The sequence below is a fragment of the Pseudomonas sp. WP18 genome, assembly GCF_036689585.1.
In the GTDB taxonomy this organism is placed as follows: domain Bacteria; phylum Pseudomonadota; class Gammaproteobacteria; order Pseudomonadales; family Pseudomonadaceae; genus Aquipseudomonas; species Aquipseudomonas chlororaphis_E.
On record NZ_CP144758.1, the window covers coordinates 5,808,089 to 5,832,693 of the forward strand.

General features: G+C 62.7%; 19 protein-coding genes. 15 read left to right on the forward strand and 4 right to left on the reverse strand.

Translation table 11 applies throughout. The annotated features are described in order from the left end of the window. Positions 1-172 precede the first annotated feature (172 nt). The 12 genes from V5F23_RS25915 to yccS all read left to right on the forward strand — a co-directional run bounded on the left by V5F23_RS25915 (position 173) and on the right by yccS (position 17,949). Complete coding sequence (locus tag V5F23_RS25915; RefSeq protein WP_042731605.1) at positions 173-1,120, forward strand: choline ABC transporter substrate-binding protein; 948 nt, start codon at positions 173-175, stop codon at positions 1,118-1,120. Between the two features lie 70 nt (positions 1,121-1,190). Continuing rightward, positions 1,191-2,036 (forward strand): choline ABC transporter permease subunit, encoded by an 846-nt coding sequence (gene choW, locus V5F23_RS25920; RefSeq protein WP_042731604.1) that lies wholly within the window; start codon positions 1,191-1,193, stop codon positions 2,034-2,036. Further along, entirely contained in the window at positions 2,033-3,211 is a 1,179-nt protein-coding gene (gene choV / locus V5F23_RS25925; RefSeq protein WP_042731603.1) for a choline ABC transporter ATP-binding protein, read from the forward strand. The genes choW and choV overlap by 4 nt, the downstream gene beginning before the upstream one ends. Before the next feature lie 222 nt (positions 3,212-3,433). Continuing rightward, positions 3,434-4,054: a transcriptional regulator BetI gene (betI, locus tag V5F23_RS25930; RefSeq protein WP_042731602.1), complete on the forward strand. Its 621-nt coding sequence runs from the start codon at positions 3,434-3,436 to the stop codon at positions 4,052-4,054. Between the two features lie 80 nt (positions 4,055-4,134). Further along, complete coding sequence (gene betB / locus V5F23_RS25935; RefSeq protein WP_123579715.1) at positions 4,135-5,607, forward strand: betaine-aldehyde dehydrogenase; 1,473 nt, start codon at positions 4,135-4,137, stop codon at positions 5,605-5,607. Positions 5,608-5,825: 218 nt separating this feature from the next. Next, positions 5,826-7,529, forward strand: coding sequence for a choline dehydrogenase (gene betA / locus V5F23_RS25940; RefSeq protein WP_338496979.1), 1,704 nt, complete (start codon positions 5,826-5,828; stop codon positions 7,527-7,529). 538 nt (positions 7,530-8,067) lie between these two features. Beyond that, complete coding sequence (locus tag V5F23_RS25945) at positions 8,068-9,510, forward strand: TldD/PmbA family protein (protein ID WP_338496981.1); 1,443 nt, start codon at positions 8,068-8,070, stop codon at positions 9,508-9,510. Next, positions 9,510-10,847, forward strand: coding sequence for a TldD/PmbA family protein (locus tag V5F23_RS25950; RefSeq protein WP_123579158.1), 1,338 nt, complete (start codon positions 9,510-9,512; stop codon positions 10,845-10,847). The genes V5F23_RS25945 and V5F23_RS25950 overlap by 1 nt, the downstream gene beginning before the upstream one ends. A gap of 209 nt (positions 10,848-11,056) precedes the next feature. Beyond that, on the forward strand, positions 11,057-12,484 hold the full coding sequence (gene mdtD / locus V5F23_RS25955) for a multidrug transporter subunit MdtD (protein WP_042729642.1): 1,428 nt from the start codon (positions 11,057-11,059) through the stop codon (positions 12,482-12,484). A 315-nt stretch (positions 12,485-12,799) separates the two neighbouring features. Further along, a complete protein-coding gene (dbpA, locus tag V5F23_RS25960) occupies positions 12,800-14,137 on the forward strand; it encodes an ATP-dependent RNA helicase DbpA (protein WP_338498989.1) in 1,338 nt (445 codons plus the stop codon). A gap of 195 nt (positions 14,138-14,332) precedes the next feature. Then, positions 14,333-15,511 (forward strand): NAD(P)/FAD-dependent oxidoreductase, encoded by a 1,179-nt coding sequence (locus tag V5F23_RS25965; RefSeq protein WP_042729641.1) that lies wholly within the window; start codon positions 14,333-14,335, stop codon positions 15,509-15,511. Positions 15,512-15,765: 254 nt separating this feature from the next. Beyond that, the gene (gene yccS, locus V5F23_RS25970) at positions 15,766-17,949 is read left to right on the forward strand and encodes a YccS family putative transporter (RefSeq protein ID WP_042729640.1); all 2,184 of its coding nucleotides are present in this window, start codon (positions 15,766-15,768) and stop codon (positions 17,947-17,949) included. Positions 17,950-18,063: 114 nt separating this feature from the next. Here the strand turns inward: yccS and V5F23_RS25975 are convergent, their stop codons facing one another. Then, complete coding sequence (locus V5F23_RS25975) at positions 18,064-18,801, reverse strand: transporter substrate-binding domain-containing protein (RefSeq protein ID WP_042729639.1); 738 nt, start codon at positions 18,799-18,801, stop codon at positions 18,064-18,066. 262 nt (positions 18,802-19,063) lie between these two features. Here V5F23_RS25975 and V5F23_RS25980 point away from each other — a divergent pair, with 262 nt between their 5' ends. Then, positions 19,064-19,516 (forward strand): GNAT family N-acetyltransferase, encoded by a 453-nt coding sequence (locus V5F23_RS25980; protein WP_042729638.1) that lies wholly within the window; start codon positions 19,064-19,066, stop codon positions 19,514-19,516. A 99-nt stretch (positions 19,517-19,615) separates the two neighbouring features. Here V5F23_RS25980 and V5F23_RS25985 read toward each other — a convergent pair whose 3' ends face one another. The 3 genes from V5F23_RS25985 to V5F23_RS25995 are packed head-to-tail and all read right to left on the reverse strand — an operon-like array spanning position 19,616 to position 22,585. Further along, positions 19,616-19,912, reverse strand: coding sequence for a winged helix-turn-helix domain-containing protein (locus V5F23_RS25985; protein WP_042729637.1), 297 nt, complete (start codon positions 19,910-19,912; stop codon positions 19,616-19,618). A gap of 4 nt (positions 19,913-19,916) precedes the next feature. Further along, complete coding sequence (locus V5F23_RS25990) at positions 19,917-20,420, reverse strand: M48 family metallopeptidase (RefSeq protein WP_042729636.1); 504 nt, start codon at positions 20,418-20,420, stop codon at positions 19,917-19,919. A gap of 41 nt (positions 20,421-20,461) precedes the next feature. Next, positions 20,462-22,585 carry an EAL domain-containing protein gene (locus tag V5F23_RS25995; RefSeq protein ID WP_042729635.1) on the reverse strand — a complete coding sequence of 708 codons (2,124 nt, stop codon included), beginning with the start codon at positions 22,583-22,585 and terminating at the stop codon, positions 20,462-20,464. Between the two features lie 323 nt (positions 22,586-22,908). Between V5F23_RS25995 and V5F23_RS26000 the strand changes: the two genes are divergently transcribed. Both V5F23_RS26000 and V5F23_RS26005 read left to right on the forward strand, forming a co-directional pair. Beyond that, positions 22,909-23,577, forward strand: coding sequence for a polysaccharide lyase family 7 protein (locus V5F23_RS26000; protein WP_042729634.1), 669 nt, complete (start codon positions 22,909-22,911; stop codon positions 23,575-23,577). Between the two features lie 330 nt (positions 23,578-23,907). Then, the gene (locus V5F23_RS26005) at positions 23,908-24,576 is read left to right on the forward strand and encodes a polysaccharide lyase family 7 protein (protein ID WP_042729633.1); all 669 of its coding nucleotides are present in this window, start codon (positions 23,908-23,910) and stop codon (positions 24,574-24,576) included. Positions 24,577-24,605: the final 29 nt, after the last annotated feature.

A 24,605-nucleotide genomic window follows, 5' to 3' on the forward strand; every position in this document is an offset into this window, starting at 1 on the left:
TACTGGATACGACCCACCCTGTAGGCGTCAGATTTGCGCTGGTACATGATCAGTTACGGCTCGTTTGCAAGGCCGCGTGTCAGAGAGTGCCCACGCGCCGCCAACCGCAACATCCAAAAAGCGTGCGGCTGTCCTGACAGGACACCGCCGATAAAACACCAGGAGTCCACCCATGAAAGGTTCCACGCCGTTGTTGTTGGCCGCCATCCTGAGTCTTCCGATGCTGGCCAACGCTGCAGAACCCGCACAATGCAGCACCGTTAACTTTTCCGACGTCGGTTGGACCGACATCACCGTGACCACCGCCACCACCAGCGTGGTACTCGAAGCCCTGGGCTACAAGACCAAGACCACCATGATCTCCGTACCGGTGACCTACAAGTCCCTGGCCGACGGCAAGAACATGGACGTGTTCCTCGGCAACTGGATGCCGACCATGGAGAACGACATCAAGGCCTACCGCGATGCCGGCACCGTGGAGACCGTGCGCACCAACCTCAAGGGCGCCAAGTACACCCTCGCCGTCCCCCAGGGTCTGTATGACAAAGGCCTGCACGACTTCGCCGACATCCCCAAATTCAAGAAGGAACTGGACGGCAAGATCTACGGGATCGAACCCGGCAACGACGGCAACCGCCTGATCCAGAGCATGATCGACAAGAACGCCTTCGGCCTGAAGGACGCCGGTTTCAAAGTGGTCGAATCGAGCGAAGCCGGCATGCTTTCGCAGGTTGACCGCGCCTCCAAACGCGGCACCGACGTGGTGTTCCTGGGGTGGGCACCGCACCCGATGAACACCCGCTTCAAGATCCAGTACCTGACCGGCGGCGATGACTTCTTCGGCCCGGACTTCGGCGCCGCCACCGTGGCCACCAACACGCGCAAAGGCTACAGCCAGGAATGCAGCAACGTTGGGCAACTGCTGAAGAACCTCGAATTCACCGTCGACATGGAAAGCTCGCTGATGGGCAACGTCCTGGACGACAAGATGAAACCTGAAGCCGCGGCCAAGGCCTGGCTGAAGAAAAACCCACAGGTGCTCGATACCTGGCTCGCTGGCGTGACCACCATTGACGGTAAACCTGGCCTGGAGGCCGTGAAAGCCAAGCTCGCGCAGTAATCGCTCATGTTATGCCGGGCGAGTTCGCTCGCCCGTGCTGTTTATCCCTTGCATGCGGACGTTCACTACCATGCTCATTGATCAGAAAATACCTTTAGGCCAGTACATTGCGGGCTTTGTCGAATGGTTGACGCAAGTTGGCGCCAGCACCTTCGACTCCATCGCACTGTTCCTGGAAACGATGATTCACGGCGTGACGTTTGCGCTGACCTGGTTCAACCCTCTGGCCTTGATCGGCCTCATAGCCCTGCTGGCGCATTTCATCCAGCGCAAATGGGGCCTCACCGTATTCGTCATCGCCTCCTTTCTGCTGATCCTCAACCTGGGGTACTGGCAGGAAACCATGGAAACCCTGGCCCAGGTGCTCTTCGCCACCCTGGTCTGCGTCGTGATCGGTGTGCCGCTGGGCATTGTTGCCGCGCACAAGCCGATGTTCTACACCCTGATGCGTCCGGTACTCGATCTGATGCAGACCGTACCGACCTTCGTCTACCTCATTCCTACCCTGACCCTGTTCGGTCTGGGTGTGGTCCCGGGCCTGATCTCCACGGTGGTGTTCGCGATTGCCGCGCCCATCCGCCTGACTTACCTGGGCATCCGCGACGTTCCGGAAGAATTGATGGACGCGGGCAAGGCCTTTGGCTGCTCCCGTCGCCAGCTCTTGTCGCGTATCGAACTGCCCCATGCGATGCCGAGCATCGCGGCCGGTATCACCCAGTGCATCATGCTGTCGTTGTCGATGGTGGTGATCGCCGCACTGGTAGGTGCCGATGGCCTGGGCAAACCCGTGGTCAACGCACTGAACACCGCTGATATCGCCCTGGGCTTCGAAGCAGGCCTGGCGATCGTATTGCTGGCGATCATGCTCGACCGAATCTGCAAACAACCCGACGCCAAGGTAGGGGGTGACGCATGAGCATCATTCGTTTCGAAGACGTCGATGTTATTTTCTCCAGCCGTCCCAAGGCCGCGCTGGAACTCTTGGACAAGGGTTTTTCGCGCCCCGAGATCCTGCAGCAGACCGGCCTGATCGTCGGCGTGGAGAAGGCCAGCCTGTCCATCGAGAAGGGCGAAATCTGTGTCCTGATGGGTCTTTCTGGCTCAGGCAAATCCAGCCTGCTGCGCTGCATCAACGGCTTGAATACCGTCAGCCGCGGCAAGTTGTTCGTCGAGCACGAAGGGCGGCAGATCGACATCGCCTCCTGCTCCCCCGCCGAACTGAAAATGATGCGCACCAAGCGCATCGCCATGGTGTTCCAGAAGTTCGCCCTGATGCCTTGGCTGACCGTGCGCGAGAACATCAGCTTCGGCCTGGAAATGCAGGGCCGTCCCGAGAAGGAACGGCGCAAGCTGGTGGATGAAAAACTCGAGCTGGTGGGCCTGACCCAGTGGCGCAACAAGAAACCCGACGAGCTGTCCGGCGGTATGCAGCAACGGGTCGGCCTGGCCCGCGCCCTGGCGATGGACGCCGACATCCTGCTGATGGACGAACCGTTCTCGGCCCTCGACCCACTGATCCGCCAGGGTTTGCAGGACGAACTGCTGGAACTGCAACGCAAACTGCAAAAGACCATCGTGTTCGTCAGCCATGACCTGGACGAAGCCCTGAAACTGGGCACCCGGATCGCGATCATGAAGGACGGCAAGATCATCCAGTACAGCAAGCCGGAAGAAATTGTGCTGAACCCGGCGGACGACTATGTGCGCACCTTCGTTGCCCACACCAACCCGCTCAACGTGCTCTGCGGTCGCAGCCTGATGCGCACCCTGGACAACTGCAAGCGCATCAACGGTTCGGTCTGCCTGGACCCGGGCGGCGACTCCTGGCTCGACCTGGCCGAAGGCAACACCATCAAGGGCGCCCGACAGAACGGCGCGGCACTGGACCTGCAAAACTGGGCACCGGGCCAATCGGTGGAAGAACTGGGCCGCCGTCCGACCCTGGTGGACTCCAACATCGGCATGCGCGATGCCTTGCAGATCCGTTACCAGACCGGCAACAAACTGGTGCTTCACGATAACCAGAAAGTGGTCGGGATCCTCGGTGACAGCGAGCTGTACCACGCCCTGCTCGGCAAGAACCTGGGCTAAGCCTCAACCCTGTGGGAGCGGGCTTGCTCGCGAATGCGGTGTCTACGTCACGATTGGGTGGCGGCATAGCGCTTCGCGAGCAAGCCCGCTCCCACAGGGTTTTTGCTTTATGGACCGTGAGTGCTTGCTTCTCGAAAACCGCTCGTCTTTTTATTGATTGAACGTTCAATCAAAACAAAATAGACTCTTCCTCACCCATCAAGACCGAGGAGAAGTCACCCAATGCCCAAGGTCGGTATGCAACCCATCCGCCGCCAGCAATTGATCGAAGCCACGTTGCAGGCGGTCGATCAGGTGGGCATGGGGGACGCCAGCATCGCGCTGATCGCCCGTCTGGCGGGTGTCTCGAACGGCATCATCAGTCACTACTTTCAGGACAAGAACGGCCTGATCGCGGCTACGGCCCAGTACCTGATGACTGTCCTGAGCGAGAACGTCACCGCGCGACGCCAGGCGCTCGAGGATTCCAGCCCACGGGCCCACCTGCAGGTGATCATCGAAGGCAACTTCGACGCCAGCCAGGTCAATGGCCCGGCCATGAAAACCTGGCTGGCCTTCTGGGCCACCAGCATGCATCACCCGTCACTGCACAGGTTGCAGCGGATCAACGATCACCGTCTGTATTCCAACCTGTGTTGCCAGTTCCGCCGCGCATTGCCCCTCGATGAGGCCCGCAGTGCGGCGCGGGGCCTGGCCGCGCTGATTGACGGCTTGTGGCTGCGCGGGGCGTTGTCGGGAGACGCGTTCGATACCGCCCAGGCGCACCGGATCGCTTACGAATACATGGACTTCCAACTGGCCAAGGCAGGAACGTCAGAGCACACAGAATCGCTCGGTTCCTGAACCGTCACCGAACCGCGTAGTCAGCTGTAAACGACACGCTCCCGGTGGCAGCCAACCACTCATGCACTTGCGAGGATTTTATGGCCCGTTTCGAACTGCAAAAACTCTACATCGATGGCGCCTACAGCGATGCCAGCGGCGACGCCACTTTCGAAGCCATCAACCCTGCCAACGGTGAAGTGCTCGCCCTGGTGCAGCGTGCAACGAAGGAAGACGTCGAGCGCGCCGTGGTCAGCGCTGAAAAGGGCCAGAAAGTCTGGGCCGCGATGACCGCCATGCAGCGTTCGCGCATCCTGCGCCGGGCCGTGGACATCCTGCGCGAGCGCAACGATGAACTGGCGGCCCTGGAAACCCTCGACACCGGCAAGGCCTATTCCGAAACCCGCTACGTCGACATCGTGACCGGCGCCGACGTGCTGGAATACTACGCCGGCCTGGTGCCTGCCATCGAAGGCGAGCAGGTGCCGCTGCGCACCACCTCGTTCGTCTACACCCGCCGCGAGCCATTGGGCGTTGTGGCCGGTATCGGTGCGTGGAACTACCCGATCCAGATCGCCCTGTGGAAGTCGGCCCCTGCCCTGGCGGCCGGCAACGCCATGATCTTCAAGCCGAGCGAAGTCACGTCGCTGACCACCCTGAAACTGGCCGAGATCTACACCGAGGCCGGCGTTCCAGCAGGTGTGTTCAACGTACTGACCGGCAGCGGCCGGGAAGTCGGCACCTGGCTGACCGAGCACCCGCGCATCGAGAAGGTTTCATTCACCGGCGGCACCGACACCGGCAAGAAAGTCATGGCCAGCGCCTCGAGCTCGTCGCTCAAGGACGTGACCATGGAACTGGGCGGCAAGTCGCCGTTGATCATCTTCGACGACGCCGACCTGGATCGCGCCGCCGACACCGCGATGATGGCCAACTTCTACAGTTCCGGCCAGGTTTGCACCAACGGCACCCGCGTGTTCGTCCCGAGCCACCTCAAGGCGGCGTTCGAAGCCAAGATCGTCGAGCGCGTGGCACGCATCCGCGTCGGCAACCCGGAAGACGAGAACACCAACTTCGGCCCGCTGGTGAGCTTCGCCCATATGGAAAGCGTGTTGGGCTACATCGAGAAAGGCAAGGCCGAAGGCGCTCGGCTGCTGTGCGGCGGCGCTCGGTTGACCGAAGGCGAATTCGCCAAGGGCGCGTTCGTCGCCCCGACCGTGTTCACCGACTGCACCGACGAGATGACCATCGTGCGTGAAGAGATCTTCGGCCCGGTGATGAGCATCCTTGCCTACGACACCGAAGAAGAAGTGATCCGCCGCGCCAACGATACCGACTTCGGCCTGGCCGCCGGCGTCGTGACCCGCGACCTGAACCGCGCCCACCGCGTGATCCACCAGCTCGAAGCCGGCATCTGCTGGATCAACGCCTGGGGCGAGTCCGCCGCCGAAATGCCGGTGGGCGGCTACAAGCAATCGGGCGTGGGCCGCGAGAACGGCCTCAGCTCGCTGAACAACTACACGCGCATCAAGTCGGTACAGGTCGAGCTGGGCGATTACGCGTCGGTGTTCTGAACCGAGACGAGATCTTGAGTGAACGCCGTTGTGGCGAGGGGATTTATCCCCGTGGGGCTGCGTAGCAGCCCCTTCCCAAGCCCCTCCGTTCTCCAGACAAGTCCAGTCGCCGGTTTACGACTGCTGCGCAGCCGAACGGGGATAAATCCCCTCGCCACAGGTTACGTGGCACCCCGGCATGCGCGACCTGAACCCAACTCAAAAAGAGGGTGCCTTTCATGTCCCAAGAATTCGATTACATCATCATCGGTGCCGGCTCGGCCGGTAACACCCTGGCCACCCGCCTGACCGAAGACGAAGGCGTCACGGTCCTGCTGCTGGAAGCCGGCGGCCCGGACTATCGCCTGGATTTCCGCACGCAAATGCCCGCCGCCCTGGCGTTCCCACTGCAAGGTCGACGCTATAACTGGGCCTACGAAACCGATCCCGAGCCGCACATGAACGGCCGCCGCATGGAATGTGGCCGAGGCAAGGGCCTGGGCGGTTCGTCGCTGATCAACGGCATGTGCTACATCCGCGGCAACGCCCTGGACTACGACAACTGGGCCAAGCTGCCCGGCCTGGAAGACTGGACCTACCTGGACTGCCTGCCATATTTCAGGAAAGCCGAAACCCGGGACATCGGCCCGAACGACTACCACGGCGGCGACGGCCCGGTCAGCGTGACCACGCCCAAGGCTGGCAACAACCCGCTGTTCCACGCCATGGTCGAGGCCGGCGTGCAGGCCGGCTACCCGCGCACCGATGACCTCAACGGCTACCAGCAGGAAGGCTTCGGCCCGATGGACCGCACCGTCACGCCGAACGGCCGTCGCGCCAGCACGGCTCGCGGCTACCTCGACATCGCCAAGAAGCGTTCGACCCTGACCATCGTCACCCACGCCCTGACCGACAAGATCGTGTTCGAAGGCAAGCGTGCCGTGGGCGTGCGCTACCTGGTCGGCGCCGCTGAAGAGCGCGTCGAAGCCCGGGCCCGCAAGGAAGTGCTGCTGTGCTCCGGCGCCATCGCCTCGCCGCAGGTCCTCCAACGCTCCGGCGTCGGCCCGGCCAAGCTGCTGGAAAGCCTCGACATCCCGGTGGTCCACGACCTGCCCGGCGTCGGTGAAAACCTGCAGGACCATCTGGAACTGTACCTGCAATACGCTTGCACCCAGCCGGTCTCGCTGTACCCATCGCTGCTCTGGTACAACCAGCCGGCCATCGGTGCCGAGTGGCTGTTCAACGGCACCGGCATCGGCGCCAGCAACCAGTTCGAGGCCGGTGGTTTCATCCGCTCTCGTCCAGAGTTCGATTGGCCGAACATCCAGTATCACTTCCTGCCGGTGGCGATTAACTACAACGGCAGCAACGGTGTGAAGGAACATGGCTTCCAGGCGCACATGGGCTCGATGCGTTCGCCCAGCCGCGGTCGGATCCAGGCCAAGTCCAAGGACCCACGCCAACACCCGAGCATCCTGTTCAACTACATGGCGACCGAGCAGGACTGGCAGGAGTTTCGCGACGGCATCCGCCTGACCCGCGAGATCATGCAGCAGCCGGCGCTGGACCCGTTCCGCGGGCGCGAGATCAGCCCGGGGATCGAGGTGCAGACGGACGAGCAACTGGACCAGTTCATCCGCGAACACGCCGAAACCGCCTTCCACCCGTCGTGCTCGTGCAAGATGGGCACCGACGACATGGCGGTGGTGGACGGCGAAGGTCGCGTACATGGCATGCAGGGCCTGCGGGTGGTCGATGCCTCGATCATGCCGATCATCACCACCGGCAACCTGAACGCGCCGACGATCATGATCGCCGAGAAAATCGCCGACAAGATCCGTGGCCGCAAGCCACTGCCGCGCAGCACCGCTCCGTACTACGTGGCCGGCGACGCACCGGTCAAGGGCAAGCCGCTGCGTGAACTGGCGCCAGCCGGGCAGTAACCCCCAGCGCCGCCTTCGCGGGCAAGCCCGCTCCCACAAGGGATCTACGGTGAACACACATCCTGTGCCCACCCACGATCAACCTGTGGGAGCGGGCTTGCCCGCGAAGAGGCCGGCCTATCCAGCATCTCTATCGACTGACACACCGCCTTCGCGAGCAAGCTCGCTCCCACAAGGGATCTACGGTGAACACACATCCTGTGCCCGCCAACGATCAACCTGTGGGAGCGGGCTTGCCCGCGAAGCGGCCGGTCTATCCAGCATCTCCATCGACTGACACACCGCCTTCGCGAGCAAGCTCGCTCCCACAAGGGATCTACGGTGAACACACATCCTGTGCCCACCCACGATCAACCTGTGGGAGCGGGCTTGCCCGCGAAGAGGCCGGCCTATCCAGCATCTCTATCGACTGACACACCGCCTGACATCCACAATTTCCTTGTTCCTTGATCCCTCCCCCGGCCAGGCCTACTCTAGAGCCGCCGCATCAATGCGTCGCACCTCGCTGCAGCGCCAGTCCAGACAAGGAGGTTCCCGAATGTTCGACTTCCACCCCCAGCTCAAGCAGCGGTTTGCTGCCTTGCGCACGGGCGCCGAATTCTTTTCCCTGCGTTATGTGCGCGAGTCCGGCCAGCATTTGTCGGTGCGCAAGAATGTCGCCGAACCGCCCAGCCTGAGCCGTGACGAAGGGGCGATGCTCACCGCGCGGGTCAATGGCGTGGAGGCCTATGCCGCCACCAACGACCTGTCCCAGGCCGGCTTGCAGGCAGCGCTGGAGCGCGCCGAGCAACAGGCCCGCCGGCTCAAGCCCCATGCACTGCTTGACCTGCGCGAGCAGACAGTGGCCAGCGACCGGGCCGATTATTTTTCGCCGCATTTCGACCAGGCGTTCCCGCCCCTGAGCGACTGCTACCAGTTGCTCGGCGCCGAATCGGCGGCGGTGCCCCAGGACGAGCGCCTGGTGAACTGGCAGGTCAGCATCGGCCTGACCCAGGTCGAGCAGATCTACCTCAACAGCGCCGGCGCCGAATTGCGTCAGGCCCAGCGGTTCATCTACCCGTCCCTGGATGTCACCGCGTTCGACGGCCAGGACAGCCAGACTCGCACCCTGGGCCGCGAGAACTTCGGCCAGCAAGGTGGCTTCGATGTGATCGACCGCTGCGGCCTGATCGGCGCCGGACCGAAAATCGCCGACCAGGCCCTGCAACTGTTGATGGCGCCGAACACCCCGCAAGGCCCGCGGGACCTGCTGCTGATGCCGGACCAGATGATGCTGCAGATCCACGAGTCCATCGGCCATCCTCTGGAGCTGGACCGCATCCTCGGAGACGAGCGCAACTACGCCGGCACCAGCTTCGTCAAAGCCAGCGACTTCGGCCACTTGCAGTACGGCTCCAGCCTGTTGAACGTGACGTTCGACCCGGACATTCCCGAAGAACTGGCCAGCTACAGCCATGACGACGACGGCAGCCCGGCGAGCAAGCAGTTCCTCATCCGTGAAGGACGGCTGTTGCGCCCGCTGGGTGGCGCGCTGTCGCAATTTCGCGCGGGCCTTGCCGGCGTCGCCAACAGCCGCGCCTGCGGCTGGAATCGCCCGCCCATCGACCGCATGGCCAATTTGAACATCGAACCCGGCGACCAGTCCCTGGGGCAACTGATCCAGGGCATCGAGCACGGCGTGCTGATGCGCACCAATCGTTCCTGGTCCATCGACGACGCCCGCAACAAGTTCCAGTTCGGCTGCGAGTGGGGCCAGTTGATCGAGAACGGTGAGCTCAAGGGCGTGGTGAAGAACCCCAACTACCGGGGTATCTCCGCGCAGTTCTGGAAGAGCCTGCGAGCGGTGGGCGATGCCAGTACCGCCCAGGTGCTGGGCACCCCGAACTGTGGCAAGGGCGAACCGAACCAGGTCATTCGCGTCGGGCATGCCTCGCCGGCCTGCGTGTTCAGCAACGTCGACGTGTTCGGAGGTGACGCCTGATGGCTACCATGAATAACCAGGCCGAAGCCTTCAAGGCATTGGTCGACTGGCTGCGCGCGGCGCTGCGTGAGCCTGAACAGTTCACCCTCGGCTACGCTGCCGAGTCCTCGGCCTTCGTGCGCTTCAACCATGGCAAGGTCCGCCAGGCCGGGCAGGTGCAACAGGCCAACGTCAGTTTCAAGCTGATCGACGAGGGGCGCCATGCCGACCTGCAGATCACCTTGTCCGGCGAGGCCGAGACCGACAGGCAGCGCCTGGAAGAAGGCTTGCACCAGCTTCGCGAGACCCTGGCGCTGCTGCCTCGCGACCCATACCTGCTGCTCAACCCCAACCACTGGCAAAGCCACGCCGTGCAGGATCATCCGTTGCCGGAGACCGAACAGGCCGTGGCCGAGATCGCCCGCGCCGCCGAAGGCCTGGACCTGGTGGGGATCTACGCCGCCGGCCCCATCAGCCGTGGTTTCGCCAGTTCGTCGGGGGCCTTTGGCTGGCATCAGGCCAACAGCTTCAACTTCGATTTCAGCCTGTTCCACGAAAACGGCCAGGCGGTCAAAGCCAGCTACGCCGGGCATGACTGGAGCAGCGAAGGGTTCGCCCGGCGCTTTGCACAGGCTCGCGAACAACTGGCGTTTCTCGGCCGGCCGCTGCGTACGCTGCCGCCCGGCGAATACCGCGCCTACCTCGCGCCCGCCGCCCTGGAAGAAATCATGGGCATGCTCAGTTGGGGCGGTTTCTCGGCCCGGGCGATCGCCAGCAAGCAGAGCCCCTTGCAGAAGTTCTATGCCGGCGAAGCCGCTTTCAGCCCTGCCGTGGGCTTGCGTGAACAGGTCAGCGGCTCCCTGAGCCCGGCCTTTTCCGACGAAGGCTATCCCCGTGACGACCTGGCGTTGATCGCCCAGGGCACCGCCAGTGCCCGCTTGATCAACTCCCGCAGCGCCGCCGAATATGGCCTCGCCGCCAATGGCGCGAGCAGCTACGAGTACCCCACGGCCCTGGTCATGGACGAAGGCCAGTTGGCACAGCAGGAGATCCTCGCCCGCCTCGGCACCGGCCTGTACATCAGCAACCTCTGGTACCTGAACTACTCGGACCAACCCGCCGCCCGACTGACCGGCATGACCCGGTTTGCCACGTTCTGGGTGGAGGACGGCCAGATCCAGGCGCCGGTCAGCACCATGCGCTTCGACGACAGCGTCTACAGCCTGCTCGGCTCGCAACTCGAAGGCCTGACCCGGGAGCGGGAACTTCTGCTCTCGGCCAGCACCTACAGCCAGCGGGCCACGGCTTCGATGCTGCTGCCGGGAGCGCTGGTGAAGCGGTTGACGTTGACGCTGTAAGCCCCCCACCAACCTGTGGTGCAGATGATGATTTGTGGCGAGGGGATTTATCCCCGCTGGGTTGCACAGCAACCCCAAGAAGTATCGGTACGATCCAACTGACCCGCAGGGTCTGCGGATTCGGGGGCTGCTTCGCAGCCCAACGGGGATAAATCCCCTCGCCACAAGAGCTGTGTTCGCCCGTTCCAATATTCCATACAAGAGGTCCCATGCCCAACCGCGCACCGCTCGACGCCACCACCGCCCGCTGGCTTCCGTGGGTGGTGGCGATCGCTTTCTTCATGCAGTCCCTCGACGGGACCATCCTCAACACCGCCCTGCCCGCCATGGCCAGCGACCTGGCCGAAAACCCGCTGCGCATGCAGGGTGTGATCATCGCCTACATGCTCACGGTGGCGCTGCTGATCCCGGCCTCGGGCTGGATCGCCGATCGCTTCGGCACCAAGAAGATCTTCTTCGGCGCGATCCTGCTGTTCAGCTTCGGCTCGTTGCTGTGCGCCCTGTCGAGTTCGTTGAGCATGCTGATCGGCGCCCGGGTGATCCAGGGCCTGGGCGGCGCGCTGATGCTGCCGGTCGGCCGGCTCGTGGTGCTGCGGGCGTATCCGCGCTCCGAGCTGGTGCGGATCATGGGCTTCATCACCATTCCCGGCCTGCTCGGCCCGCTGATCGGCCCGACCATGGGCGGTTGGATGGTGCAGTACCTGACCTGGCACTGGATCTTCATCATCAACCTGCCGGTCGGCGTGATCGGTTGCTACGCGGTGTGGAAGTTCATTCCCGACCTGCGCGGCAGCGAGCGCACGCGGTTCGACGGCCTGGGCTTCCTGCTGTTCGGCGCGGCGATGGTGCTGATCACCATTGCCATGGAAGGCCTCGGTGAACTGCACTTGCCGCACTTGCGAGTCATGTTGCTGCTGTTCGGTGGCATGGCCTGCCTGGCGGCGTACTGGCTGCGGGCCGGGCACATCGAAAACCCGCTGTTCGCACCGTCGCTGTTCAAGACCCGGACCTTCGCCGTGGGCATCCTGGGCAACCTGTTCGCGCGCCTGGGCAGCGGTGCCCTGCCGTTCCTGGTGCCGTTGCTCTTGCAAGTGGCCCTGGGGTACTCACCGTCCCAGGCAGGAATGAGCATGCTGCCCCTGGCGGCCGCCGCCATGGTCGCCAAGTCCGTGGCCCGCCCGCTGATCGAGCGCCTGGGCTATCGCATCGTGCTGACCGGCAACACCCTGGCCCTGGGCGTGATGCTGGCGAGCATGGGCCTGGTCAGCGAACAGACGCCGTACTGGCTGTTGCTCGCGCAACTGGCGGTGCTGGGGGCGATCAACTCGCTGCAATTCACTGCGATGAACACCGTGACCCTGATCGACCTGGACGACGCCAGCGCCAGCAGCGGCAACAGCCTGCTGTCGGTGGTGGCGCAACTGTCCCTGAGCCTCGGCGTCGCCTGCGCCGGCGCCCTGCTCGGCGGCTTTACCGCCCAGGTGGGCAACGATGGCGTGGAGACCGTGTTGGGTGCGTTCCAGTTGACGTTCGTGACGGTGGGTATCATGGCGATGCTGGCGGCGACGATTTTCTCTCAACTGTCTCGTGAAGACGGGCGACGGGTGAAGCGGCCGGATGAGCATATCGAGCATTAAACCGAGCTTGAGTGGCTTCGGTGAGCTTTTGTGGCGAGGGGATTTATCCCCGTTGGGTTGCGCAGCAGCCCCAAAAAGGCTGAATGCGTTCTCCCTGATCCACCAGGGTGACCATCCTAGGGCTGCTTCGCAGCCCAGCGGGGATAAATCCCCTCGCCACAGGGAATTCGCCCACTTCAGAACTGCGCCACAGCTCGTCCAGAACTTTCAAAGAAAGTGGCAAGAGGCTGCTACACTGCGCGACATTTTGTTTTGCAGGCCCGTCCCGTGACCACCATTGCCACCGCTTTTAATACTTTGCCGCTGTCCGCCGCCATGCTGGCTAACCTCGAATCACTCGGTTATGCCCAGATGACGCCGATCCAGGCGCAGAGCTTGCCGGTGATCCTCAAGGGCATGGACCTGATCGCCCAAGCCAAGACCGGCAGCGGCAAGACCGCGGCCTTCGGCATCGGCCTGCTGAACCCGATCAACCCGCGCTTCTTCGGTTGCCAGGCGCTGGTGATGTGCCCGACCCGCGAGCTGGCCGACCAGGTGGCCAAGGAAATCCGCCGCCTGGCCCGCGCCGAGGACAACATCAAAGTCCTGACCCTGTGCGGTGGCGTGTCCTTCGGCCCGCAGATCGCCTCCCTGGAACACGGCGCCCATATCATCGTCGGCACGCCGGGACGTATCCAGCAGCACCTGCGCAAGGGTTCGCTGGTGCTCGACGGCCTCAACACGCTGGTCCTCGACGAAGCCGACCGCATGCTCGACATGGGCTTCTACGACGCCATCGAGGACATCATCCAGCAGACCCCGGAACGCCGCCAGACGCTGCTGTTCTCCGCCACCTACCCGGTGGGCATCAAGCAATTGTCGTCCAGGTTCATGCGTGACCCGCAGCAGGTGAAAGCCGAGGCGCTGCACTCCGATGCACAGATCGAGCAGCGCTTCTACGAGATCGCCCCAGAAGAACGCATGGACGCGGTGGTCAAGGTGCTCGCGCATTTCCGCCCGGCGTCCTGCGTGGCGTTCTGCTTCACCAAGCAGCAGGTCCAGGAAACCGTCGACCATCTGACGTCCAAGGGCATTTCCGCGGTCGGCCTGCACGGCGACCTGGAGCAGCGCGACCGTGACCAGGTGCTGGCGATGTTCGCCAACCGCAGCACCTCGGTGCTGGTGGCCACCGACGTGGCGGCCCGTGGCCTGGACATCGATGCGCTGGACATGGTGATCAACGTCGAACTGGCCCGGGATTCGGAAATCCATATCCACCGCGTCGGCCGCACCGGTCGCGCCGGCGAAACCGGGATCGCCATCAGCCTGGTCGCACCGTCCGAAGCCCACCGCGCCCAGGCCATCGAGCAGCTGCAGAAGGCGCCGTTGAACTGGGACCAGCTGGACAATCTCAAGCCCCAGGGTGGCGGCCCGCTGCTGCCGGCCATGAGCACCTTGTGCATCGCCGCCGGCCGCAAGGACAAGGTCCGCCCCGGCGACATCCTCGGCGCCCTGACCGGCGAGGCCGGCATCCCTGGCGCCCAGGTCGGCAAGATCGCGATTTTCGACTTCCAGGCCTACGTGGCCGTGGAACGCGGCATCGCCAAGCAGGCCCTCAAGCGCCTGAATGAAGGCAAGATCAAGGGCCGCTCGTTGCGGGTGCGGATCCTCTGACCGATATCGATTCACCCTGTGGCGAGGGAGCTTGCTCCCGCTGGGCTGCGCAGCAGCCCTAAAAAACCATGAACACGGTGCTCCAGACAGTTCGCGTTCGTTAATTTTGCGACCGCTTCGCGCTCGAGCGGGAGCAAGCTCCCTCGCCACAAGAGCAAACTCCTGCCAGCTCCCAGACATACAGAGGACACCGTTTTGCGCTCTACCGAAGTCGTGATCATTGGCGCTGGCGCCGCAGGCCTGATGTGCGCGTTGACCGCCGCCGCGCGAGGGCGCCAGGTCATGTTGCTGGACCACGCCAACAAGGCCGGCAAGAAAATCCTCATGTCCGGCGGTGGGCGCTGCAACTTCACCAACCTGTACACCGAACCGGCCAACTTCCTCTCGCAGAACCCGCACTTCTGCAAATCTGCCCTGGCCCGCTACACCCAATGGGATTTCATCGCCCTGGTGGCCAAGCACAACGTGCCTTATCACGAGAAGAAACTCGGCCAGTTGTTCTGCGATAACAAGTCCAGCGACATCCTCGCCATGCTGCTGGATGAGTGCGACCAGGCCGGCGTCAGCCTGCACCTGGAGACCTCTATCGAGCACATCGACAAGACCGAAGGTGGCTACCAGTTGCAAACCACCCTCGGCGCCATCGGCTGCCAATCACTGGTGATCGCCACCGGCGGGCTGTCAATTCCGACCCTCGGCGCCACCGGCTTCGGCTATCAAGTGGCCCGGCAGTTCGGCCACCAGTTGCTGCCGACCCGCGCCGGCCTGGTGCCTTTCACCATCACCGACCAACTCAAGACGCTGTGCAGCGAGCTCTCCGGCACCTCGGTGGACTGCCTGGTGAGCTGCAACGAGCAGAGTTTTCACGAGAACATCCTGTTCACCCATCGCGGCCTGAGCGGCCCGGCGATCCTGCAGATTTCGTCGTTCTGGACGCCAGGGGACACGGTGCAGATCAACCTGCTGCCCGACCATGACGTGCCGCAGTGGCTGCAACAGCAGCAGGCCGAACGCCCCAACAGCGAACTGAAGACCCTGCTCGGCGAGCTCTTCACCAAGAAGATGGCCAACCTGCTGGCCGACACCTGGTTTGTCTCCAAGCCTATGAAGCAATACACCCACGCCGAACTGGCGGACATCGCCGAGAAGCTGGCGAGCTGGAACGTTGTCCCGGCCGGCACCGAGGGCTACCGCACCGCCGAAGTGACCCTGGGCGGCGTCGACACCCGGGAAGTCTCGTCCAAGACCATGGAATCGCTGAAAAGCCCCGGCTTGTACTTCATCGGCGAAGTGCTCGACGTCACCGGGCACCTGGGCGGCTTCAACTTCCAATGGGCCTGGGCCTCGGGCTATGCGGCGGCGCAGTACGTTTGATTCATGATTCAAATGTGGGCACAAATCCTGTGGGAGCGAGCTTGCTCGCGAAAGGCGGTGTGTCAGCCAATTCAGATGCTGACTGACACACCGCATTCGCGAGCAAGCCCGCTCCCACAGGAGGCCAGTGGTGCTTTGGGAAGCGCATTCACACGTGACGGAACACTTTTTGCTGCCAGATGTGATCGCCCCCATTGCGTCGGCGTCATTACTGCCTCAATTTAGCGTCATTGCCCGTCAGGCCCGTGCACTTCATGTCATCGACCTCGTTTAGCCAATCTCTGCGTCGCCTTTGGGCGTTGGATAAGTTCAGTTATAGCGTGCGGGTGTTCATCGCCCTGACCGGCAGCATGGGGCTATGCTGGTACCTCGATGAAATGGCCCTGCTGATCCCATTGTTCCTGGGCATCATCGCCAGTGCACTGGCCGAGACCGACGACAGTTGGCAAGGGCGCCTCAACGCGCTGGTCGTCACCCTGGTGTGCTTCAGCGTCGCGGCGCTGTCGGTGGAGTTGCTGTTCCCCTATCCCGTCCTGTTCATCATTGCCCTGGCCCTGGCGAGCTTCGGCCTGACCATGCTCGGTGCCCTGGGCGAACGCTACGGCGCGATTGCCTCGGCCACCTTGATCCTGTCGGTCTATACGGTGATCGGCGTGGACCAACGCGGTGGCGCGGTCACCGACTTCTGGCACGAGCCCTCGCTATTGGTCGCCGGCGCGGCGTGGTACGGCCTGCTCTCGGTGCTGTGGCACGCGCTGTTTTCCAACCAGCCGGTGCAGCAGAGCCTGGCGCGGCTGTTTCGCGAGCTGGGGCGCTACCTGAAGCTCAAGTCGTCGCTGCTCGAACCGATCCGCCAACTGGACATCGAAGCGCGACGCCTGGAACTGGCCCAGCAGAACGGTCGGGTGGTCGCCGCCCTCAACAGCGCCAAGGAGATCATCCTGCACCGCGTTGGCAACGGCCGGCCGGGGTCGAAAGTCAGCCGCTACCTGAAGCTGTACTTCCTGGCCCAGGACATCCACGAGCGCGCCAGCTCGTCTCACTACCCGTACAACGCCCTGGCCGAGGCGTTCTTCCACAGCGACGTGCTGTTCCGCTGCCAGCGCCTCCTGCGCCAGCAAGGCAAGGCTTGCCAGGCCCTGGCCGAATCGATCCAGTTACGCCAGCCGTTCGTCTACGACGACACCTTCGCCGAAGCCCTCAACGACCTGCACGCCTCCCTGGAGCACCTGCGGATCCAGAGCAATCCGGCCTGGCGCGGTCTGCTGCGGTCGCTGCGGGCATTGTCGGTGAACCTGGCCACCATGGACCGCCTGCTCAGCGACGCCAGCAACCCCGACGCCCTGGCCGATGCCACCGACAGCAGCCTGCTGGACCGCTCGCCGCGCAACCTCAAGGACGTCTGGCTACGCTTGCGCACCCAGTTCACGCCGACCTCGCTGCTGTTCCGCCATGCCCTGCGCCTGCCCCTGGCCTTGAGCGTCGGTTACGCCGTGGTGCACATGATCCACCCGTCCCAGGGTTACTGGATCATCCTCACCACGTTGTTCGTCTGCCAGCCGAACTACGGCGCCACCCGGCGCAAGCTCGGCCAGCGGATCATCGGCACCGCCATCGGCCTGACCGTGGCCTGGGCATTGTTCGACCTGTTCCCCAACCCACTGGTGCAGTCGTGCTTCGCCATTGCCGCCGGGGTGGTGTTCTTCACCAACCGCACGACCCGCTACACCCTGGCGACGGCAGCGATCACCATCATGGTGCTGTTCTGCTTCAACCAGGTGGGCGATGGCTATGGCCTGCTGCTGCCGCGCCTGTTCGACACCTTGCTCGGCAGCCTGATCGCCGGGCTGGCGGTGTTCCTGTTCCTGCCGGACTGGCAAGGCCGGAGGCTAAACAAGGTGCTGGCCAATACGCTGACCTGCAACAGCATCTACCTGCGCCAGATCATGCAGCAGTACGCCGCCGGCAAAAGTGATGACCTGGCTTATCGCCTGGCCCGACGCAACGCCCACAACGCCGACGCGGCACTGTCCACCACGCTGGCCAACATGCTGATGGAGCCGGGGCATTTCCGTAAGGAAGCCGATGTGGGCTTCCGCTTCCTGGTGCTGTCCCACACCCTGCTCAGCTACCTCTCGGGCCTGGGCGCCCACCGGGGCACCGAGCTGCCGGCGCAGGTGCGCGAAGACCTGATCGACGGGGCGGGAGTGAAGCTGGCGACCAGCATCGATGAAATCGCCCAGGGCCTGGCGAGCAAACAGCCGATTGCGGTGCAAAGTGACGAAGAAGAAGCCCTGGCCAATGCCCTGGAGCAGATGCCCGACGAGATCGACGAAGGCCAGCGGCTGGTGCAAACGCAATTGGCGTTGATCTGCCGTCAGTTGGGGCCATTGCGCACGTTGGCGGCGCATTTGATCAAGGAGACGGGTGAGGCCTGACCCGGTGGTGTCCAGACGGTCGCCTTCGCGAGCAAGCTCGCTCCCACGTTGGAATGCGTTCCCCTGTGGCAGCGAGCTTGCTCGCGATGAGGCCGGCGCAGGCACGCAAACTGCTCACATCCCGTGCTGCTTCAATATTCGCTCATAGCTCCCATCGGCCTTCATCGCCGCAATCTCACGATCGAACCCCGCCACGATCTGCTCGTGCTCCGGGTTCTTCAGGCTGACCAGGATGTGCAGGCTGTTCTCGCTCAACGGCTTGGGCAAAAACTCCACGGCGTTGCGCACCTTGGCGGATTCGCGAGACAGGTAGTAACGGGCGACGAACTCATCTTCCAAGGTCAGTTTGACCCGGTCGGCGGCCAACATGCGCACTGCCATGGCGAAACTGTGGACCGGAACCTTCTGCATCTGCGGGTCTTCATCGAATGCCTTGGAGTAGGCATAACCGCGCACCACGGCAATCGGATATACGTGCAGTTGCTGCAAGTCGTCGTATTCGATGGGGATGTCCTTGCGTTTGATGAAACGCACGCTGTTGAGCAGGTACTCGGCCGAGAATTGGCCGATGCGGGTGCGCTCCTCGCTGTACCAGGCGTTGATCAACACATCGTAGCGGCCCTCGCCGATGCCCAGCATGGCCCGGGCCCAGGGCACCTGCTCGAAGTCGGTGGCATACCCCGCCCGCGCCAGGGCCGTGCTGACGATATCGGTCGCCAGGCCGCCGTTGACCAGCGTGGCGTCGGTAAAAGGAGGCCAACCATCGGCGACCAGGCGCAACTTTTGTGCGTAGGCGTTATGGCTCAGCAACAGCAACCCGACCAAAGCAAGAGCTCGATGCAATCGCGGCATGCCAACATCCTTGACGGGTTCAAATCCCGGTTTGTTTTTAGCCGAAACTCAAAGGCGATCCCTAAGATATCCGGTCCTAACATTAGCTCATTGAAACCGCTGCGCAGGGCTGGGTCGAAGATTACACAAAGAAGACAACAGCGCGACAGGCCAATGATGGCATTTTGGCCTCTATCACAGTTTTTTCCAGTTGCCCAAGGAAAGAGACTTCCCGGGGCAGCCCGCTTAATATCGGCAGCAGGTTTTTCAGGAAATTCAAAAAATGGACATCGACTGGGTCTGCAAACATCACAGTGACCTGAGCAAGGAACAGCTGTACGCCATCCTCAAATTGCGCGCCGAGGTGTTCGTCGTCGAGCAGAACTGCGCCTATCCCGACGTCGACGGCTTCGACCTGGAAGGCGACACCTGCCACCTGATGGCCTGGCAGGACAACCACCTGGTGGCCTACCTTCGCCTGCTCGACCCGCACTCGCAGAACAGCGACGTGGTGATCGGCCGCGTGATCATCGCGCCGCAGGCACGGGGCAAGGGCCTGGGCCATACGCTGATGGAGCAGGGCCTCAAGCAGGCCGAGAAGCATTGGCCCGGCACGTCGATCTCGTTATCGGCCCAGGCGCATTTGCAGGGGTACTACGGGCGGTATGGGTTCGAGGCGGTGGGGGTGGAATACCTGGAGGATGGGATTCCACACATTGGCATGCACAGGCCTTGAGGCCGTCTTCGCGGGCAAGCCCGCTCCCACATTGGAATGCATGCGCCCTTGTGGGAGCGGGCTTGCCCACGCAGGCGTCAGCCCTGATACCCACCCTCTTCAGGGGTATTGCAGCACCGTCTTGATCTGCTGCAGATTCTCCTCGATCCACCGCCGGTCGATCGCTCCCCAATCGCGAATCCGATAAGAGCCGGCATGATGGCGGGCGCCCTGCGCTTGCTCGAACTCGCAGACGATGTCCAGGTCCGCCAGCGCCGCCACGGTGTCCTGGGCCGTGCGCCGGGGCATCCCGGTGACCTCGGTCAGCGCGGGAATGCTGCTGGCCACGCCGCTGTCGATCAGGTAAGCCACGTACATGCGCCGGTAGAAGCTGGTCTTGGTCTTGCTGACATCCATCCGATCATTCCTTGTGAGGTTGCAGGTCCCGCCAGGTCAGGTACACCCGCAGGTCGAATTCCAATTGGTGATAGCCCGGCAGCATGTGCTCGCAGAGCTGGTAGAACGCCTTGTTGTGATCCGACTCCTTGAAGTGCGCCAGCTCGTGCACGACGATCATGCGCAGGAACTCCGGCGCCGCCTCCTTGAACAGCGCCGCGATGCGGATTTCCTTCTTGGCCTTGAGCTTGCCGCCCTGCACCCGCGAAACGGTAGTGTGCAGGCCGAGGGCGCGGTGGGTCAGGTCCAGGCGATTGTCGAACAGCACCTTGTCGATGGCCGGCGCATTACGCAGGTACTGCTGCTTGAGCTCCAGCGCGTAGCCATACAGGGCCTTGTCGCTCTGGATCGCATGCCGTTCGGGATAGCGCTGTTGCAGGTAGTCGCCCAGGCGATCCTGGGCGATCAGTTGCTGCACCTGAGCTTGCAGGGCGGGCGGATAGGCCTGGAGGTACTTGAGCGCGGTCATCGGGCGGCAACAGTGTGAGAGAGGTCGCCAGTGTAGCGAATTCAGTGCCTGATCGCGCTCCAGTCGAACGGCTCGGCAAAGGCATCGGTGTCGTCGGCCACCAATGGCCGCGCCACCAGAAAGCCCTGCACGAACTCGCAGCCATGGGCCTTGAGCCACTGGTACTGCTCGGCGGTCTCCACCCCTTCGGCAATCACCCGCAAGCCCAGCTGCAGGCACAACTCGATCACCGACGCGGCCAGTGCCGCATCCCGCGGCGAACCGGGCAGGCGGGCGATCAGATGCCGGTCGAGCTTGAGGGTGTCGAGCTCCAGGTCGCGCAGGTGCACCAGCGAGCACGGCCCCGAACCGAAATCATCCAGCGCCACCCGCACCCCGAGGTGACGCAGCAGCCGCAGTTGCTTCTGGGTTTCGTCGGGGTTGCGCACCAGCGCATCTTCCGTCACCTCGACCTCCAGTTGCCGGGGCTTCAAGGCATGGCGCTCCAGCACCTGGCGCAGCTCGGTCACCAGGTTGGGCATGCCGAACTGGGTGCTGCTCAGGCTCACCCCCAGCACCAGGTCGTCCGGGAACCTGCGCTCCCAGACTTTGCGCTGGGCGCCGCTGCGATGGTAGATCCAACTGCCCAGTCGACTGATCAACCGCGCCTCCTCCAGCAACGGCAGGAACAGCCCGGGCGGCACGTCGCCGACGCTCGGATGCTGCCAGCGCAGTAACGCCTCGAAGCCACGGATGCGCCCGTCGCCGATGCTGACCTGGGGTTGATAGACCAGGTTGAACTCACGGTTCTCGATGGCCGAGCGCACGCTTTCTTCGAGCATCAACCGTGAACGGGCTCGACCGTTCATTTCGTGATCGTAAAAACGGTATTGCTGGCGACCGGCGCGCTTGGCCTCGTACATGGCAATGTCGGAGGCACGCAGCAGGCCATCGAGGTTGGCGCCGCAGTCGGGGTACGTCGCGATGCCGATGCTGGCCCCGAGCGCCACGTCCATGCCCTCGATCTGCTGGCAGATCGCGACGCGCTCGATGAGCTTCTCGGCGATCTTGGCCGCCTGCTCCGGAAACTCCAGGTCCAGCAGCGCGGTGAACTCGTCGCCCCCCAGGCGGGCAAGGATGTCGAAGGGCCGCAGGCACGCCTTCAACTGTTCCGAGACCCAGCGCAGCACCCGATCGCCGGCGTCATGGCCGAGCAGGTCATTGACCCGCTTGAAGCCGTCGAGGTCCAGGTACAGCAGCACCCAGTTGCTTTCCAGTCGCTCGCTGCGCATCAGCAGGTTTTCCGCGGTCTGGTAGAACCCTCGCCGGTTGAGCAAGCCGGTCAGCGGGTCCGTGACCGCCTGGTATTCGAGTTGCTGGTGCAGGTGACGCACCACCGACATGTCCTGCAGTGTCACCACCATGGCCTTCTGCTCTGCCGGCAGCGGTGCACAGGACAACGCCACCGACACCTGCTGGCCCGGCGCCGTGCGCAATACGGCATCATGCAGGCGCAAGGTCTGCCCACGGCAATAGGCCGCGAAGATATCGGAATCGGCCCAATCGGGAATGTGGGGTTTTTGCAGGAAATCCAGCATCGGCAGCCCTTGCAACTGCTCAGCCGTCGCGTTGAGCAGTCGGCAGGTGGACGGATTGGCGAAGCGGATGCAGCCGCTCTCATCCACCACCAGGATCCCTTCGGCGGCGTTATCCAGCACCGAAGCGTTGAAGGCCCGGGCCGCTTCCAGGTCCTGGCTCAGGCGCTGCAAGGCTCGGCGATTGCGCTGATGCTCCAGCAACGCCTGGACCTTGGGCTTGAGAATCTGCGGGTCGAAGGGCTTGAACAGGTAATCCACGGCGCCACTGGCATAACCCTTGATCACCGCGTCCTGGGATTGTTCGTTGGCGGTCAGGAAGATGATCGGCGTGAGCCGCGTGCGTTGGCTACCGCGCATCAGGCGCGCCACCTCGAAACCGTCCATGTCGGGCATCTGCACATCCAGCAGCACCAGATCGATGTCGTGTTCGAGCAGCAGGTTGAGGGCCTCGACACCCGAGGCCGCCGTCATCACCTGCCAATCCTGACGCTGCAGTAACGCTCGCATGCTGAGCAGGTTTTCGGGGTAGTCATCAACAATCAAAAGGACAGAGTTGTCTTCGCCAAGCGTAGGTTGCGCGCATTCCATGCTGCTTCTCTTATCAGGCGCCACGTCCGTTTTTCACAAAGTAAAGCGGACAAATACTGAGATCTCACTCTAGACCGGGATTTTGAAAAGCAGTAGGTGTCATCACGCCATCATCCAGACAAAGCCCGAAATAGCCGACTAACGGTCACCCTCCTCAGGCATAGAACCTGCAAAGACGGATTTCGACGGACATTTGACGTCAACCATCCGCCGGGCAGCGCTCGAAAACATCCTGCCTGACTTTTATAGATACGCCTCAAAGGCCTGGGCTAGAGCCTCCCTGATGCGGCGTGCAACATTGAACCGTTACGCAGGATCCGAACATGATCGATCTCAACACCTGGAACTTGAGCATTCCTGAAGGCAGCCCGGCCATCACCATCGAAACCCCTCGATTGGCACAAGGTTTCAAGGACGAATACTTCAACGCCGAAACCGGCACACTATTCTTCTGGGCCCCGGTGACCGGCACCAAGACCGCCAACGCGATCTACCCGCGCAGCGAGCTGCGCGAAACCTACAGCGACGGCACCCTGCGTAACTGGCTGTATTCGGCAGCGGATAACTCGCTGAAGGCGACCCTGATGGTCAACCAGGTACCCAGTACCGGCAAGATCGTGATTGGTCAGATCCACACCAAGGACAGCACCAGCCCCATGGTGAAGCTCGAATACCAGTACAAGACGAAGACCTCCACCGGCAACATCGTCGCCAAGGTCCGCATGCGTCCTGACGACGAGGAAGGGCAGGTCATCATCATTGCGACCGGCGTCAAGCTCGACAGCCGGTTCTCCTACCAGATTCATCTCAACCAGAAGGGTGCGCTGGGTATCACCGCAGCGGGCTACAACTGGAGAACCACCATCGACCCGACCTGGAAAGACAAGCCGCTGTATTTCAAGGCGGGGGTCTACGTGCAAGACAACACCGGCTACACCACCGAAGGCGGAAAAGTGACCTTCAGCCTGCTGGCTGTCGATCACAAGATCTGATCCCCTCCAGGCGCCGAAGCAGCAGGGAACGCTGCTTGGGCGGACGCCTGTCGATACGCCCCCTCTCCAAGCAAGAGCTGCCAAAAAGTGGAAAGCGACAGATACCACTTGGCCATCGTTCCAACCATTTTGTGATTAATCGACCAACGGTCATTCCGTTCGGGCACAAAAGCGGCAAATGCCACTCTGACGGTCCGTTGACGCCAACCCTCCGCCGAACGCGTACAGGAAGAATTACCGTCGCGCACGCCCACCGGTGTCTTCAAAAGCGCGTCACAGAGCCTCCGGCTATGGCGTAAATCATTTCTTTTGTACAGAAAGGATCCGAGCATGGTCGATCTTGCAACGTGGAACTTGAGCATCCCTGAAGGCAGCCCGCCGAAAACCATCGAAACCCCACGCCTGGTGGACGGGTTCAAGAACAAATACTTCAACTCCGACGGCAGTACCGTCTACTTCTGGGCGCCGGTCACCGGCGCCAAGACCGAAAACGCCATCTACCCGCGCAGCGAGCTGAGGGAAACCTATAAAGACGGCACCTTGCGTAATTGGCTATACCCCGACGCCGATAACTTCTTGAATGCCACCCTGACCGTGAACCAGGTGCCCAGCAGCGGCAAAGTGGTCATCGGTCAGATCCATACCAAGGACAGCAACAAGCCCATGGTGAAACTGGAATACCAGTACAAAGAGGCTACCGACAGCGGTGACATCGTCGCCAAGGTCCGGATGCGCCCCGACGACAAAGATGCCCGGGTCATCACCGTCGCCACTGGTATAAAGCTTGGCCGCGCCTTCTCCTACCGCATTCACCTTGACCGCACCGGCGACCTGGGCATCACCGCGGCGGGCCGCAGCTGGTACACCACCATCAGCGCAACCTGGCGAGTCAGGCCGCTGTATTTCAAGGCAGGCGTGTATGTGCAGGACAACACCGGCTATACCAGCGAAGGCGGGAAAGTGACGTTCAGCAAGCTGGATATCGATCACAACACCTGAGACTTTCTGCTCCTAAAACCTCGTAGGCA

What these genes read in the sequence shown, in the direction of transcription:
- V5F23_RS25915 (WP_042731605.1), top strand. Translation starts at nt 173, where the DNA reads ATGAAAGGTTCCACGCCGTTGTTGTTGGCCGCCATCCTGAGTCTTCCG.
- choW (WP_042731604.1), top strand. Translation starts at nt 1,191, where the DNA reads ATGCTCATTGATCAGAAAATACCTTTAGGCCAGTACATTGCGGGCTTT.
- choV (WP_042731603.1), top strand. Translation starts at nt 2,033, where the DNA reads ATGAGCATCATTCGTTTCGAAGACGTCGATGTTATTTTCTCCAGCCGT.
- betI (WP_042731602.1), top strand. Translation starts at nt 3,434, where the DNA reads ATGCCCAAGGTCGGTATGCAACCCATCCGCCGCCAGCAATTGATCGAA.
- betB (WP_123579715.1), top strand. Translation starts at nt 4,135, where the DNA reads ATGGCCCGTTTCGAACTGCAAAAACTCTACATCGATGGCGCCTACAGC.
- betA (WP_338496979.1), top strand. Translation starts at nt 5,826, where the DNA reads ATGTCCCAAGAATTCGATTACATCATCATCGGTGCCGGCTCGGCCGGT.
- V5F23_RS25945 (WP_338496981.1), top strand. Translation starts at nt 8,068, where the DNA reads ATGTTCGACTTCCACCCCCAGCTCAAGCAGCGGTTTGCTGCCTTGCGC.
- V5F23_RS25950 (WP_123579158.1), top strand. Translation starts at nt 9,510, where the DNA reads ATGGCTACCATGAATAACCAGGCCGAAGCCTTCAAGGCATTGGTCGAC.
- mdtD (WP_042729642.1), top strand. Translation starts at nt 11,057, where the DNA reads ATGCCCAACCGCGCACCGCTCGACGCCACCACCGCCCGCTGGCTTCCG.
- dbpA (WP_338498989.1), top strand. Translation starts at nt 12,800, where the DNA reads ATGCTGGCTAACCTCGAATCACTCGGTTATGCCCAGATGACGCCGATC.
- yccS (WP_042729640.1), top strand. Translation starts at nt 15,766, where the DNA reads ATGTCATCGACCTCGTTTAGCCAATCTCTGCGTCGCCTTTGGGCGTTG.
- V5F23_RS25975 (WP_042729639.1), bottom strand. Translation starts at nt 18,801, where the DNA reads ATGCCGCGATTGCATCGAGCTCTTGCTTTGGTCGGGTTGCTGTTGCTG.
- V5F23_RS25980 (WP_042729638.1), top strand. Translation starts at nt 19,064, where the DNA reads ATGGACATCGACTGGGTCTGCAAACATCACAGTGACCTGAGCAAGGAA.
- V5F23_RS25985 (WP_042729637.1), bottom strand. Translation starts at nt 19,912, where the DNA reads ATGGATGTCAGCAAGACCAAGACCAGCTTCTACCGGCGCATGTACGTG.
- V5F23_RS25990 (WP_042729636.1), bottom strand. Translation starts at nt 20,420, where the DNA reads ATGACCGCGCTCAAGTACCTCCAGGCCTATCCGCCCGCCCTGCAAGCT.
- V5F23_RS25995 (WP_042729635.1), bottom strand. Translation starts at nt 22,585, where the DNA reads ATGGAATGCGCGCAACCTACGCTTGGCGAAGACAACTCTGTCCTTTTG.
- V5F23_RS26000 (WP_042729634.1), top strand. Translation starts at nt 22,909, where the DNA reads ATGATCGATCTCAACACCTGGAACTTGAGCATTCCTGAAGGCAGCCCG.
- V5F23_RS26005 (WP_042729633.1), top strand. Translation starts at nt 23,908, where the DNA reads ATGGTCGATCTTGCAACGTGGAACTTGAGCATCCCTGAAGGCAGCCCG.